The sequence below is a fragment of the Wolbachia endosymbiont of Anopheles demeilloni genome, from assembly GCF_018491735.2.
GTDB lineage: Bacteria > Pseudomonadota > Alphaproteobacteria > Rickettsiales > Anaplasmataceae > Wolbachia.
Map to the genome: position 1 here is coordinate 522525 of NZ_CP084694.1, position 14283 is coordinate 536807.

Sequence of the window (14283 nt, forward strand, 5' to 3'; positions counted from 1 at the left end):
AGGGTTCATAAGTGGATTACTTATTACCACTACGCGTAAAGACGCTTTTTTTCTTATAAGAAGAAACACCACTTACACTAGGAGTTCCAAGCTCAGACTGCGGACCATCATCAACTGGCAAAGTTGTTTTCTTACTGCTATGAGCTTTAGATCGTGACCGTAAATTATTCCAAGGACCATCACCTACAGGAGGTAAAGTTGTTTTCTCTAACTCAGAAAACAATTCTTTTGCCAAATCATCGTAGTTTATACTTTCTTCCATTCCTTCCGTACCGCATAATCTAAGGCTTTCTATCATGACTTCTTTAAAAAGTTCAAACTTTTCAGGAAAGCAATCTTTGGTAAATGAGATCATATCTAATATTTCTTTTTTCTCTATTTCTTTTTCTTCATCAGTCTTATAAATGTCTTCTCGTCTCCAATTTACTATTAACCCTGCAAATAAATTATCTGTAGGAACTGTATAATTAGAAGTATTAACGGCAGCCTTCTTGTGTTGATACAAGTGATCACATTCCCAAATCTTCATAATAAGAGATCTAGCTTGAACACTTAACTCAGGATTTTTTAACATTGCGTCTGAAAGTGAGAAAAAAAGAAGTTCATAGTCTTGATGTGAGAATATTTTATCAGCTTTTACTGCAACTTCTTTATAGCACCAGCAATGTATTAAATCATGAACTGTATCAAAAAAACATGAATCTATTAATTCAGCAAGAAAGGAATATATTGCTTTATCTTTCTGCAATAATTTCTGTAAAAGAGTATCTTTGTCAGCTATATTCCTTACACAAAAATCTAAAATAGGAGCGTCTTTCTCAACAGATTGAGGACGAGAAAGAGCAAGAATAGCTTCTGTAAGTTTCTTTTCTTTATCTTCTTCTTTTAAATGATTATAAAAATACTCTACTCCTTCACTCCACTTAAGTTTTACAGCACTATCAAAACCTTCTACTGCATCATACTGCTTTAATTCCCCAGATTCTCTATCAATCCAGAAATTTAATACAGGATCTTCCCTTTTCATACCGTCCAACAATGAGTTTCTTATGTATATGTCAGTTACAGGATTACCATAACCATCAACTGAATTCGAGGGAAAACTACCTTTGTAAGATTCAAACTGCTCTTGAAAGAGATGGTGAATTTTATCTACTACGCAATACCTACAAGCTATATTATGTTCTGAAAGTAGATTATCTATTCCACCTATTTTTTTTTCAGTAAGCCTTTGACCTAAAGCAGCATTATTCAACCTTATACCTGACCAGCAACCTTCATCTTGGAATACATTGTGCAAAAACTTCAGCTTATCAACCTTAAAGTATTTTATGTCATCCATAAAGTTATCTTGAAGGAATCCTACCCATCTTTTGATAGCTGACTTCCTCTCAACAGCAACTGTTGGATCTGGATGTTTAACAGCTTCCTGTAATTTTTTAGACATTTCAGCTCGAAGCTCTTCTTGTGTTGGCATTAACCCCTCCTATTAAGTATTAATAAATAAGGAATTATACAGACATTAGAATGGATTGCAATATTAAAATTACTAGATATAGAGGATTTAATAAAAAAACGTTATGGCTAAAACTCCTTTTCTTGAATTTTCTTAATATAATCAACAGAAAGGCCTGTTATTTCAGCAATAACATCAATAGAAACACCCGCCTTAAGTGAGTTTTTAGCCATAGCAATTTTAGCCTGTTTTTTGCCCTCTTCTCTGCCTTTTTCATGACCGATTTGGATGCCTTCTTGTCTACCTTTTTGAGTAGCATCATCAAGTTTTTGAGCAAGGACAGCCTGTTCATCAAGAATACGCTTTATCTCTTGTTCATAGGCTATAAATTCTTTTTCTGACCAATTGAATCTATTTAGCTCTTCATAGGCCTTTTTAATTATTAGATCACTACCTATTATTTTTTCTAGATCTTCTTCACTAGTTTCGTCTGCATATCTAAAAAAGTAGACCCATTTTTCAACTATACTTGAAAGCTGATCTTCTTTGATTTTTGTAAATTTAGGCAACTCAATAAATATAAAGTAAAAATCTTTTAGATCATGTTCATTAGTATCTTCATCGCGAATAGTATGCTTTGATTTATACTCGGATTTATCAGGAAACAGTATACAATCTGCTATGGCAATAAAAATAATTTCCTTAAGATCATGATATTGATCACCCTTGTCAGCTTGTCTTGAATAGGCTTTAGCAGCGTAGTATTGGGCACGTTTTTCAAAGCCCTTAGTTTTAGCGACTTGCATCTCGCAGACGTACTGAACACCTGAAGAATCTCTACAGAGGACATCAACAATACTTTGTTTTTTAGAGGCAATTTCAGGATCTTGAATAGTACTTAAAAACTCTATATCCTGTATTGCGTTTTTGCCAGTAAAACCCAGAATATCATTGAGAAAGTGAATAAGAATGTCTTTATTCTTTTCAGTACCAAAGATCCGCCGAAATGCGACATCATTCTTGGGATCTAGAAACTTCGAGAGAGCCATGAGAAAGTAAGATAAAAAGCATTAATAATTATACACAATTGTGAAGAAATATACAACGTTTTTATACTAAAGCCTATTAAAGTTAGCAAAATTTCAAGAGTTGGGAAAAATTACCTTCATAGATAACCCTAGTATGCACCTTAGACGCCCTTTTGTAGATCTTTTTATCAACTCTTCTATAAGGTATATTAAAATGCCAACAAATGGATTCATGATTTAGCAGCCTCCAAAGATACCTATTTAAAGTGTGAACTTCTTAGCTTGTCATAGTATAGGCATTTAATATACTAGTTCTCAACAAAGGTAACATATGCTAGCAAAATTTCTATCTAAAACTTTTAAAATGGCAGATTCTGAAAAAGAATGTCTGTTAGCTATACTAATTCTTTAGATCACGAAGTGGGAGAGAAGGTAAGAAGTTTTAGGTTAGCAAAGGGATATACTCAAAAAGATTTAGCGGGAAAAATCGGCGTAACATATCAGATAGTACTACAATATGAAAAAGGAATACGTAAAATTTCGATTGAGAAATTATACGCTATGGCAGAGGTATTATCAATTAATATTACGGATCTTATTCCTGTATCAAATGAAAAAATCTGCCTTGAAGATGAGGGAGAGGAGATATTAAATCTAGTAAGAGAATATAAAAAGATTAATGATCAGGAGTTACGTAGAATGTTTTGTTTGCTAATCAAATTTGTCCAAGTCAGTGAAAAAAGTAGTAGGAAAGCAGAGAAAGTAAAAATTGCAAAGGGTTTGGTTAGAGAAGGAATTTCTGTTGATATCGTTGCAAAAACAATTGGTCTATCTGCTGATGAATGTGTTGAAGAAAAAGTTGATTCTATCTACTGCCAAATAGGAAAAAAGATAAAAGAATGGACGGGAATATACTCAGAAGGATTTAGCAGAGAAAATGGTTACAACACGTGACGAAATAAGTAACTATGAGCAAGGAAGGACTGCTGTTCCTCTTGATAAATTATATGAAATGGCAGAAGCGTTATCGGTTAATATCATGGACCTACTTGAATTAACAGAGGATACAGATGATAAAGTGGTACCTGATTTAATAAAAGAATACAAAAAGATTGAAAGTCAAGTAATGCACTAATAAAATCTCTGTTTGAAAGCATACAAATTTGCGAAGAGAAAGTGAAAAGAGCAGAAAAGATAAAGGATTTAGTAAAAGGAGGAATTTCTATTGATATTATTTTGCAAGCGGTAGGCCTCTCTTTAGACGAAATTCAACAAGTTTAAAATAAAAAAATCATCATATATTAATATCTTAGCTTCTTGATGAAAAAATAAGTAAAAAAGATTGAGAAATTGATTTAACTTCACTCAAAAGCTATTGCTCTATGCCAATGCTGATAAAAAAACAGCAGTAAATATTTAAAAAAAATTTGTTGTTAGTGAAGGGTAAATTATATGAATAATAATAAGAATAAAGAAGAAATAGAATTCAGAATATTAGAAAGCAAAGGCAAAGCACTACTTGATCGTGAAATAATGGAAACATTTTTAAGTGCAGTACATGAAAGGCCGCAAGCTCAAGAAATTGCTAAAAATCTAGTGAATACTTATACGGGAGTAGGAAGGATTTTAGGTAGAGAAATGGATGACCTGAAAGGTATAGAAGGGGTGACTGATTCTTCAATAGCAATGATTATGTGCGTTAAGGAAACGCTAGAAAGAGTACTGAGAGAAAAGCTCAAAAATGAGCCAATAATGGACTTACAAGAGCTAGTAAAGTACTTAAACGTAAGTATAGGCCACTCAGAGAGGGAATGTGTAAAAATATTGTATTTGAATAGAAAACGTCAACTAATCGGAGAAGAATCCTATATTGGTGAAATGGAAAAAGCACCAGTATACATAAGAACCTGTTCACAATCTTTTCAGAAGCAAAGCAGCGAAAGCAAGAACGACCATTTGCAGGCTAGTGTTGAGTTTCCGCTCGCAATTTTTCCAAAGTCGCCTACATTTTTGCAACCAGGCAAAAGAAGATCTCTCAACATGTTTTGCTAGCTCTAATAAACCTAGTTTTGGTTTTAATATTTTTGTTTGTATTGTATTCATTTCTAACACTCCTTTCTTTTATTATTTTATAACTTACTTTTTTAAAGTGTAAGATTAAATCTTGTTTAATACATTTTAGAGTATAAAAAAATCACCATATAAAAAAGTTCGTATGGTACACTTGGTAGACCATGCCATCCCAAAACAAACTCTTCTCACGGCCCTTGGTTTTGAGCGCTGGAAATGATTATACTATTTAAGTTATTAATGATATATTTTCTAAATTAATAGAAATTAGTCTTAAGAGTCCTGAACAGACAAAATCTTTGAAACGAAAAAGAAACTTCTTTCTAAAATAATTGCATATAGCTGTAACGGTTAGTTTTTTATGAGAAAAAAGTTATTGTATGCCAAAAATATCTATGCTATAGATAATGTATTTTACATAATTTAGCAGCAACTTTGGAGGGTTTATGAGAGGAATTGATAGAAAATTATTCGATGCTGTAGAGCAAGGCAATCTTGATAGAGTGCAAAGATGTCTTAATGAAGGAACTAATGTATTGGCAAGGAACAGTCATCATACAGTATTACATTCAGCAGTTAGTGGTAATAATGAAGAAGTAATAAAATTAGTTTTAAATAAAATCGAAGAAACGCAGAACCAGTATATTGATGCTAAGGATACAGAAGGTGATACGCCATTGATTTGGGCTGCTGAATATGGAAGAGTAAATGCAGCAGAGGTATTATTAGATCATGGTGCAAATACTGAAGTAAAAAATAATGATGATATGACAGCATTACATTGGGCTGCAAAAGAAAATGAATCGAGAGTTGCAAAACTTCTAATTGATAAAGGAGCTGATGTATATGCTGAAGATAAGGATGGTAAAAAACCAATTGACCTTGCCAGAGAGAGAAATCATTCAAGTGTTGAGAAATTACTTTATGAAAATGATTATTCTTTAAATGAAGTTGCTGCATATGTGGGAGAGGTGGCAGATGCTGCAACAGCAGAACCATCTGAATATGATGTAGAGCGACGGGGGAGATTGGAAAGCAGTAGCGGGAGGGGCACAACCAGGATCTCTTCACTACTACCAGAAAACGGAACATGTGAGAAGGGAAGAAGATGGTTGTATAATACAGTCCTATCAAAAACAACAGAAAACCTATTTACATTTATCACAATTTATATCACATAATTTACAAAATGCATCGATTGAGCTGGTAAAACAAGGTCTTTATTTGCCTTCTTTTGAAGCAAGGAATGTGAAAATTAATGATAAATGTACTGCAATTAAACGTGGCTTATCTCAAGCTTTACTTTTACAGAGTAGCAAGTCATTTTTGAGTAATTTAAAAACTTCAGCCAAAATTTATGAGCGTGTAGCACAGGGTAAGCAGATATCTAAAAGAGAAGAAAGAGAAGTTTTTACTTTTAGTACATTGCTCTCTAATTTTGAAAGACAGCTAGATTCTACTACGAATAATCTACCTTCAAGTTTAATTCAGACTCAGGGCTACAAAACACTTAGTGATTTATCAAATTATATAACTGAAGTTAATGGTGATTTTGCTATTCACTTAGTAACAAGTAATCACGTTATTGCAATTTATAGAACAGGTGATAATTATGATTATTTTGATTGTAATACAGCGTTTGTTTCTGGATTAAAAAGCGTCGACCAGCTTATGAAAGTTGTAGAAAAAGGGGTAGAGTCTGCTGAATATAAAGTAGGGGAAAAAGGCTTTCTTGTTGAGCACTTTGATGGTGATAAAGCCAATAGCTTACTGTTTGATGAAGATAAATAAATTCTAACAAGGGAAATTAAAACAGAGCGTCAACTTCTAGCAGAGCAGGATAAAGAGCTTGGCCTTATTAAGGTTAATGGTCTAGAATTATCCAGAGTTCAGTTATATGACTTTGGAACTAAAATTAACGTAGAAGGTAGTGTACCATTACTTATTAATGCTGATATGAATTTAAGTAGCAAAAAATTCCAAGATCACCTAGATAAAAAAGAAGTTAGTATGGCAGCTAGAGAATATCTTGATAGCTTGAAAAATAGTAAGGATATGGAAGGGGTAGTACAAGCAACCAAAGCAATCCCTTTTATAGGTTGTAAACGTGAAATTGAAGAAGCAGAGCAAACACGTAAGCCTTTATTAGAGTTAATTAAAGGAATAATTAATTTTATACTTACTACTGCTTCTCTTACTAGCGCTAGTCGATTAAAAAGTCAGTTGCCAAAAAAGGCAGACGATAAACCTAGAACCTGTTTGAATGATCCAACAGTGGACAACTAACCACTATTTCAGGCTATTTCTTTCTGAAGTTGTTTTATTTCAGCTTGAGGGAGGCCAGTAGATTCAGCTATCAAGTCGATAGATACGCCAGCTTTAAGTAGGTTTTTAGCCACAGCAATTTTAGCTTTCATTTCACCTTTTTCTTCGCCGATTTGGATGCCTTCTAGTCTACCTTTATGATTAGCATCATCGAGTTTTTGAGCAAGGACAGCTTGTTCATCACGAATACGCTTGATCTCTTGTTCATAGGCTATAAATTCTTTTTCTGACCAGTTGAACCTATTTAGTTCTTCATACGCTCTTTTAATTATTAGATCACTTCCTATTATTCTTTCTAACTCTTCTTCACTAATTTCATCTGCATATCTAAAAAAGTAGACCCATTTTTCAACTATACTTGAAAGCTGATCTTCTTTGGTTTTTGGAAATTTAGGCAGCTCAATAAATACAAAATAAAAATCTTTTAGATCATGTTCATTAGTATCTTCATCCCGAATGGTGTGTTTTGATTTATACTCAGCCTTATCCGGAAATAGTATACAATCTGCTATAGCAATAAAGATAATTTTCTTAAGGTCATGGTATTGATCACCTTTATCCGCTTGTCTTGAGTAAGCTTTAGCTGCGTAGTATTGGGCACGTTTTTCAAAGCCTTTGGTTTTAGCGACCTGCATCTCAATTATCCATTGCACTCCTGTAGAATCTCTACATAGCACATCAACAATACTTTGCTTTTTAGATGCAATATCAGGATCTTGAATAATACTTAAAAACTCTATATCCTGTATTGCATTTTTGCCAGTAAAGCTCAAAATATCATTTAGAAAGTGAATGAGGATATCTTTATTCTTTTCATTACCAAAGATACGCCAAAATGCAACATCATTTTTTGGATCGAGAAATTTAGAAAGAGCCATGAGAAAGTAAGATAAAAAGCATTAATAATTATACACAATTCTGTAGAAATATTCTACAATTAAACGTAGTTGATTTATGTTAACCTGTATAATATTTATTTCTGTATGGCAAAGTATACTACTGTTTCCATAAGGTACCAAATAGCACAAAAAGTAAGAAGCTGGAGGTTAAAGAGAAAATATACTCTGAAAGATTTAGTAGGCAAAACAGGCATAAACTATCACACACTGCTAAGATACGAGCAAGGAACATGTGGCATTCCAATTGAGAAGTTAAAAATTTTAGCAGATGCATTGTCAATTCCTATTAGAAATCTCTTTTCAGGACGAAAAGTGCTAAAAGAAAGTAGTTGTTTCGAGAAAGCTAAGACCGAGGAAATGTATAATTTCATAGAAAAAACAGGAGGACACAAAGCAATTTATGCATTAACCAAATCTGTCCGAGCTGAAGAAGAAAGTAATGTAAAAGCAGCAAGAATAAGAATTGCAAAGAATCTAGTTAAAGCAGGGTTTGATAATGACATTATCTATCGAGCAACAGGCTTATCAATTGAAGAATATGCTGATAAAGAGAGATACGAGCCAAACGGAGGACAAGAGATAAAAAAATGGAGAATAATAAGAGGATATACGTAAGAAGAATTAGCAAAAAAGCTAGATGTAGGTCCCGCACAGATACATCACTATGAACAAGGTAACGTTACTCTTTTAAGTGAAAGGTTGTGGGAGATAGCAAGAGAATTGTCAGTAGATGCTGAAGATCTGATAAAGGAATACAAAGAAAATGATGGTGAAGATGGTGAAGTAGAAAATGAATTATTAAGTTTGGCAAGAGAATATAGAAAAATTGACAATCAAGAATCATGAGATGAACTGAATATATGGGTAGAATTTTTATTGCAAAGAAAGCAAATTTACAAAGAGAAGATTGATAAAGTAGAGAAAATAAAAGTTACAAATAATTTACTTAAATTAGGCTTTTCTATTGATGTTATTTCTAAAATAATTGATTAACAACAACCTTTTTACATAACTTGAAAATAAATATGTATTAATATCTTAACTTATTCATGAAAAAATAAGTAAAAAAGATTTAAAAATTGATTTAACTTCACTCGGAAGCTATGGCTTTATGCCAAGACTGCTAAAAAAGTAGCAGTAAACAATTAAAAACAATTTGTTATTAACGAGGAGTATATTTTATGAATAATAGTGAAAAACTTACAGAAGAAATAGAAAGAGTATTACAGAGTGGAGGAGGAAGTGCTCTATTTGATCGTGAGATAGTGTCAGTGCTTCTAGGAGCAGTTCATGACAGAAAGCAAGCATAAGATGTTACTAAAACTTTAATGGATAATTGCCCAGGAATAGGAGAAATTTTAGGTCGAGAAATCGATGATCTGAAAATGATAGAAGGAATGACCGAACATGCAGCTGCAGCAATTGAATGTGTTAAAGAAGCTTACAAGAGGGCACTAAGAGAAAGGTTAAAAAGAGGACCGGCAATGGATAGCCAAGAAAAACTGATAGAGTATGTAAGGGTAAATATAGGCTTTTCAGCAAAAGAAGCTGTTCAGATAATATATTTGGATAAACAGAACAGTTTGATAAGAGACGAAGTGTATTTTGGTACAATAGGTGAAGTACACCTATCTGAAAGGAAAGTGGTAAAAAAGGCATTATCAATGGAAGCAGCATCGATAATATTATCCCACAATCATCCAGGAGGAAGTTTAGAGCCATCAAAAGATGATAAGGTTATGACTAGAGAATTAGTGTCAGCATGTCAAGAAGTGGGAATTGAGTTAGAGGATCACATTATTATGACAGACAAAGGATATTGCAGCTTTAAGGAAAGGGAGCTGTTATAAACCAAATTTCAATTGCTTGAGAAGTTTGGCTACTACATAGTAGCAAAAAAACTTAGTCAAGAATCTGAAGAGCAAGAACTGCACAATATAAAAGATCTTTTTATAATTTGCGTATTAAGTTAATTATAAAGCAATAAATTGCTCTGTAGACTTGAATAATATGCTTAATAGGAGGCTATATGACTACTAAAAAAACAGTATCATTTGATGATACAGATGGAAATACTTATGAGTTAATCATTGATTCTAAAAAGTTACCAAAAGGACTATATAGTGCTATTAAAGGTATAAGACGTACTGGCAAAAAAAAATCAGCAGCCTGTATTTGTAGACGAGATTGATCCGAAAATATTTGATGATAAAAGTAGGTGGCCTATCTTTGAAAATCCTGAAGGTGTGCCTTCCCTTAGCGATGCTTCTGAAAAATCAATCAATCTTGGAGAAGGACGTAAGGTTTATAACAAAGAATCTTCAAATCGTCAAAATTTAAATCCGTTTATTCCAGCCTTAAGCAAGCAAGTGCAAGTGAAAATGCAGAATTGAGATGGTTTAAAAGTAGAGTAGTAAAGGCAAAAAGCATAGATGAACTGAATAAAACTATAGACCAAGCACTAAGCGCTGGAATAAGGATAAATGAGTATAGCGAAGGACAGAAGAGTTTTGCGAATGAAGTAATATCGAAAATGCCTTTGATCAAATGCAAAGAAAATGAGAAGGAAGACATAATATGTGAATTGATGCTAAATGGAGCAATATTCAGTTACGATCTATTGCAGGATAAGGGAATAAGTGAAATGCATAACAAACTGTATCAAGAGATTCGTCCACAGATAGATGAGTGGCTTAAAGAACTGAGAGAAATCGGTGAAAGTGCTATTGAAAATGAAGTAATCATAGAAGACGTGGAAATGGATAATCAAACGTTTTTTATGAAATTTTCTGAAAATAGTAAGGTAAATATTGCAAGAGTATTGGAAGGTACAAAAAATTTAGGATTAACCACAGGAGAGGTAAAATTAGGAGGTGATGTTATAGAAATGGGAAATAGTAAGGTTGAGGTTAGAAGTGAAAAGGTGAGAGGAATTACGTTGATGTGTCTGATAATAGTTCTTTTGAGATAACATTTTCTACAAGTATTGGTAGCCTAAAAATTATAATATACCATAATGCAAGAAATGACCATCAAGTAGAGGTTAGAGTAGTAGATAAAGAAATGTGGTCTGAACTACAAAAAAGAGGGGAAGTTATAGGAAAAGGCTGCCTTTTTGGAGGAATGACAGTCGCAGAAGCGGTAGAAAAAGGAAGTTTTCCTAGGAGTGGCAAGTGGAGTAAAGATAAGGTTGAAAAGGCAATTAGTAATAGCGAAACATTATCGTGGGTTGATAAGGTATGTGGAGGTAGTAAAGAAACTTCTCGGAAATTTTAAACGAAGGGAGGTTTTCTTCCCTTTTTACTTACAACCACAAAATTGCGAACTCTTTATAAGCTAAATTTAAGTTATAGTAAAATAACAGATGTTTATTTCGGTAAAATTGTTGCGATATGGCAAATATCTCTATAAGGTGTAAAATAGCACAAAAAATAAGAAGCTGTAGGTTAAACAAAAGTATACCCTAAAAGATTTAGTAGAGAAAACAGGCATAAAATATCATACATTACTAAGATATGAGCAAGGGATATGTGATATTCCAACTAAAAAATTAAAAGTCATAGCGGAAGCATTATCAGTCCAAGTTGGTAGCTTATTTCCTAGACAAAAAGTACTGAGAGAAAATTGTTCTTTTAACAAAGAATGGATGTACAACTTCATATCAAAAATAAAGGGACAAGAGTCATGCAAGTTAATTCGCGGCTTAACTGGGTTTATTCAAGCTGAAGAGGAAAATAATGTAAAAGCTGCAAGGGTAAGCATGGCCAAGAACTTAGCGAAAGTAGGGTTTGATACTGATATTATCTATCGGGCAACTGGTTTATCAACTGATGAATATGATGAGAAAAAAGGCTCTGAGCATTCAAACGAAGGACAAGAGATAAAAAATGGAGAATAATAAGAGGGTATACTCAAGAGGATTTAGCAAGAGAGCTAGATATAGGACCATCGCAGATACATCACTACGAACAAGGTAGTGTTACCATTTTAAGTGAAAGATTATGGGAAATAGTAGAAAAGTTATCAGTGAATGCTGAAGATCTGATGAAGAAATATGAAGAAGATAATTATAAAGCAGAAAACGAGCTATTAAGTTGGATGAGAGAGTCTAAAAAGATTGACAATCAAGAATCACGAGATGAACTGAATATATGGGTAGAATTTTTATCGCAAAGAAAGCAAGTTTACAAAGAAAAGATTTACAAAGCAGAGGCAATAAAAGTTGCAAATAATCTACGTATGTTGGATGTTTCTATTAATGCTATTTCTAAAATAACAGATTTATCTATTGAGGAGCTTGAAAATTATGCTTTCAAGACTTAACCTGGTTTAAAAACAGCAGTAGTTTACTGACTCATAAATAACATATTAAAATATTAGAGAGAATAGTTATGTATTTAATATTTCTATACAGAATTTCTCTATCACTTTCTGATTATCCTCTATCATTGCATTTGCTTCTTGCTGAAGAGATTTGATATTTTTTGATGTAATATTATCCATATCAGGTGATGCAATTTTTAATTGCGATTGTATACGTATATATTTATCAGCTATAACTTGATTAAGTTGGTAGTTTACTGCATCTAAACTTGAAGCAAACATCACATGTAGTAGTGGTTTTATCCAACTTATTTTTCCTAATCTCTTTGAATTGGCATACTCTATGCTTCTATCTGTTCTTCCAGTACCTATCGATAACAGTAGAATATCATCATTTGGAAATAACCTCTTACCACTTGCATATGCACAAGCCGCTGGATTATTAGCAAATACCCCACCATCCACTAATACTCTGTCTATCTGGTCAATTTTTAGATGTTTTGTGGTATGAAATAAGTAGGTGCAGCTGTTGCAGCTCTGAGTGCATCTTTCAGCTTAATATTACCTTCTTTCCAGCTTTTAAAGAAAAATGGGCAGTTATTCTGAATGTTGTAACTGGTAAGCAGTACATTATTTAAAGTGTTTTGTAGAGTATCATCACCAAAATATTTTTCTAATATCGATTCGATATTTTTGTGTGTATATTGTGCACAGTTAAACCAAGATAATATTGATCGCCTAAAAAATGAAGACTTTAAAATATATGCTCCGTACTTAATACATATAAACGATTTTGATGATGAAAAAGGTCTTTTAACTGATTTTCACAACCATCACTGCGTTTAATGTCATCTTCTTTGAGAATTTGTTTTATGATTTGCTCTGAGATAAAGTTCTTAAATGAAATACTTGGCTGTCGTGGAGTTTTTTATAGAGCAAAGTAGACGTAATCTTTCCTTTGTATTTTTTCAAAATGATAGACAGACTTGAGAAGATTATGATCTATATGAAACAATAGAAATAACAGAGACTTTTTATCGTATTTATTACTACTCTTTAGAAGGTAGGATTGCATGATTTGCTCAGTTAATGTAGATCTTGCAATTTCACTGATAGTAGCTTTAAGCTTTGCAAATTCAAAACAGCTAATCAGATAATAAACAACGAGAGAGTCTAGATGGTGAGTAATAACTTTACGCTTATATTGTACAGATATATTATCATAGTTTTCATCATCAAAGAGTTGAGCATTTAATTTATGTGAAAAGGATTGTTGAAAGATAACATTTAACTGCCTACCTCAAAGTGAATTTATCCAGGACTGACGTATTTGAGTATTACTAAAACGCTCGAGTAAGTAAGTAACTGGTATCTCTAAATCATCTTCCCAAAATTTACGATTTGGATAAATGTTCATAAGAAACTAACCACACCATAATAGAATAATAAATTATTTAAATAGTTAAGATAGAAATCTGAAAATCTTGACCAATAATTATACAATGGCTGTTTACTGATTTTTAACCAAGTTTTTTCTAAAAAGTTTACTTAAGAAGAAGATTTTTTGGACAAAAATTTTTCAAGTCCTGAATATATATTATATAGCACTCTAGCGAAACAAACTCTGAATATAAATGTCCGTTTTAACACTAGACCTTGGCAAGCAGACTGGCTGGATAATTCTAACAGATGGAGTGATTCAAAGTGGTAGTGAAAGCTTTCATGGTAGTCGTTTCAGTGGAGGTGGTATGTGCTTCTTAAATTTTCGTAGCTGGCTAAATGAAATGAAGGAAAAGTTCTCAAACATTGAAGCAGTGTATTTTGAAGAAGTGAGAAGACACCTAGGAACTGATGCAGCGCATTGCTACGGTGATTTTCTTGCAGTTCTATCTGCTTGGTGTGAAGAACATCATGTGCCATACAAAGGTGTTTCTGTAAAGACTATAAAACGCTTTATAGCTGGTAATGGCAATGCAAGTAAGAGTGAAGTTATTAAAGCGATACGTGAAAAAAGTTTTTCACCTCGAGATGATAATGAGGGGGATGCTTTGGCATTAATGTTCTACGTTATGGATTTTAGTAAAGATATTAATAAGCTGAAAAATCCATAAAAATGGGTCCTTTCTTCCATAATGGCAGATTTAGTGGGTTCGACCTCAGGCGTTCTTTAGTGTCAGAGATA

Annotated in this window: 16 protein-coding genes and 5 pseudogenes; 16 read left to right on the forward strand and 5 right to left on the reverse strand. The window is 32.9% G+C overall.

Annotated elements, in window-relative coordinates:
* Nucleotides 1–16: 16 nt before the first annotated feature.
* Nucleotides 17–1477 carry a cytoplasmic incompatibility factor CifA gene (locus JSQ73_RS02845; protein WP_214249877.1) on the reverse strand — a complete coding sequence of 487 codons (1461 nt, stop codon included), beginning with the start codon at nt 1475–1477 and terminating at the stop codon, nt 17–19.
* Nucleotides 1478–1584: 107 nt separating this feature from the next.
* Entirely contained in the window at nt 1585–2505 is a 921-nt protein-coding gene (locus JSQ73_RS02850; protein WP_214249878.1) for an Rpn family recombination-promoting nuclease/putative transposase, read from the reverse strand.
* Between the two features lie 363 nt (nt 2506–2868).
* On the opposite strand from JSQ73_RS02850, the pseudogene wmk reads away from it, so the two are divergent.
* Nucleotides 2869–3765, forward strand: a pseudogene (wmk, locus tag JSQ73_RS02855) (WO male-killing family protein Wmk).
* 630 nt (nt 3766–4395) lie between these two features.
* Here the strand turns inward: wmk and JSQ73_RS02860 are convergent.
* Nucleotides 4396–4524: pseudogene (locus tag JSQ73_RS02860) on the reverse strand (IS5/IS1182 family transposase); the annotation flags it as partial.
* Nucleotides 4525–5000: 476 nt separating this feature from the next.
* On the opposite strand from JSQ73_RS02860, the gene JSQ73_RS02865 reads away from it, so the two are divergent.
* From JSQ73_RS02865 to JSQ73_RS02875, 3 genes are all read left to right on the forward strand, one after another.
* Nucleotides 5001–5735, forward strand: coding sequence for an ankyrin repeat domain-containing protein (locus tag JSQ73_RS02865; RefSeq protein ID WP_214249484.1), 735 nt, complete (start codon nt 5001–5003; stop codon nt 5733–5735).
* Nucleotides 5736–5802: 67 nt separating this feature from the next.
* Nucleotides 5803–6345 (forward strand): hypothetical protein, encoded by a 543-nt coding sequence (locus JSQ73_RS02870; RefSeq protein ID WP_234301888.1) that lies wholly within the window; start codon nt 5803–5805, stop codon nt 6343–6345.
* Between the two features lie 165 nt (nt 6346–6510).
* A complete protein-coding gene (locus JSQ73_RS02875; protein WP_214249486.1) occupies nt 6511–6840 on the forward strand; it encodes a hypothetical protein in 330 nt (109 codons plus the stop codon).
* 8 nt (nt 6841–6848) lie between these two features.
* Here the strand turns inward: JSQ73_RS02875 and JSQ73_RS02880 are convergent, their stop codons facing one another.
* Entirely contained in the window at nt 6849–7757 is a 909-nt protein-coding gene (locus JSQ73_RS02880) for an Rpn family recombination-promoting nuclease/putative transposase (protein ID WP_214249487.1), read from the reverse strand.
* Between the two features lie 105 nt (nt 7758–7862).
* On the opposite strand from JSQ73_RS02880, the gene JSQ73_RS02885 reads away from it, so the two are divergent.
* The 11 genes and pseudogenes from JSQ73_RS02885 to JSQ73_RS02930 all read left to right on the forward strand — a co-directional run bounded on the left by JSQ73_RS02885 (nt 7863) and on the right by JSQ73_RS02930 (nt 12101).
* Nucleotides 7863–8393 (forward strand): helix-turn-helix domain-containing protein, encoded by a 531-nt coding sequence (locus tag JSQ73_RS02885; protein WP_234301889.1) that lies wholly within the window; start codon nt 7863–7865, stop codon nt 8391–8393.
* Nucleotides 8394–8405: 12 nt separating this feature from the next.
* Nucleotides 8406–8624, forward strand: a pseudogene (locus JSQ73_RS02895) (WO male-killing family protein Wmk); the annotation flags it as partial.
* Between the two features lie 335 nt (nt 8625–8959).
* Nucleotides 8960–9088 (forward strand): hypothetical protein, encoded by a 129-nt coding sequence (locus tag JSQ73_RS06620; protein WP_255701052.1) that lies wholly within the window; start codon nt 8960–8962, stop codon nt 9086–9088.
* A gap of 18 nt (nt 9089–9106) precedes the next feature.
* The gene (locus JSQ73_RS02900; RefSeq protein ID WP_234301891.1) at nt 9107–9628 is read left to right on the forward strand and encodes a JAB domain-containing protein; all 522 of its coding nucleotides are present in this window, start codon (nt 9107–9109) and stop codon (nt 9626–9628) included.
* Nucleotides 9629–9807: 179 nt separating this feature from the next.
* Entirely contained in the window at nt 9808–9969 is a 162-nt protein-coding gene (locus JSQ73_RS02905; protein ID WP_234301892.1) for a hypothetical protein, read from the forward strand.
* 55 nt (nt 9970–10024) lie between these two features.
* A complete protein-coding gene (locus JSQ73_RS02910) occupies nt 10025–10171 on the forward strand; it encodes a hypothetical protein (RefSeq protein ID WP_234301893.1) in 147 nt (48 codons plus the stop codon).
* The gene (locus tag JSQ73_RS02915; protein ID WP_234301894.1) at nt 10168–10749 is read left to right on the forward strand and encodes a hypothetical protein; all 582 of its coding nucleotides are present in this window, start codon (nt 10168–10170) and stop codon (nt 10747–10749) included. The genes JSQ73_RS02910 and JSQ73_RS02915 overlap by 4 nt, the downstream gene beginning before the upstream one ends.
* Nucleotides 10722–11054, forward strand: a complete 333-nt coding sequence (locus JSQ73_RS02920) for a hypothetical protein (protein WP_234301895.1) — start codon at nt 10722–10724, stop codon at nt 11052–11054. Before JSQ73_RS02915 ends, JSQ73_RS02920 begins: the two co-directional genes overlap by 28 nt.
* Nucleotides 11055–11268: 214 nt before the next feature.
* Nucleotides 11269–11316, forward strand: a pseudogene (locus JSQ73_RS06740) (hypothetical protein); the annotation flags it as partial.
* A gap of 108 nt (nt 11317–11424) precedes the next feature.
* The gene (locus JSQ73_RS02925; RefSeq protein ID WP_234301896.1) at nt 11425–11676 is read left to right on the forward strand and encodes a hypothetical protein; all 252 of its coding nucleotides are present in this window, start codon (nt 11425–11427) and stop codon (nt 11674–11676) included.
* Nucleotides 11677–11717: 41 nt separating this feature from the next.
* A complete protein-coding gene (locus tag JSQ73_RS02930; protein ID WP_234301917.1) occupies nt 11718–12101 on the forward strand; it encodes a transcriptional regulator in 384 nt (127 codons plus the stop codon).
* Between the two features lie 66 nt (nt 12102–12167).
* Here the strand turns inward: JSQ73_RS02930 and JSQ73_RS02935 are convergent.
* Nucleotides 12168–12877 (reverse strand): annotated as a pseudogene (locus JSQ73_RS02935) (patatin-like phospholipase family protein); the annotation flags it as partial.
* A gap of 858 nt (nt 12878–13735) precedes the next feature.
* Here JSQ73_RS02935 and JSQ73_RS02940 point away from each other — a divergent pair.
* A complete protein-coding gene (locus JSQ73_RS02940) occupies nt 13736–14212 on the forward strand; it encodes a RuvC family protein (RefSeq protein ID WP_214249488.1) in 477 nt (158 codons plus the stop codon).
* Nucleotides 14213–14283 lie beyond the last annotated feature (71 nt).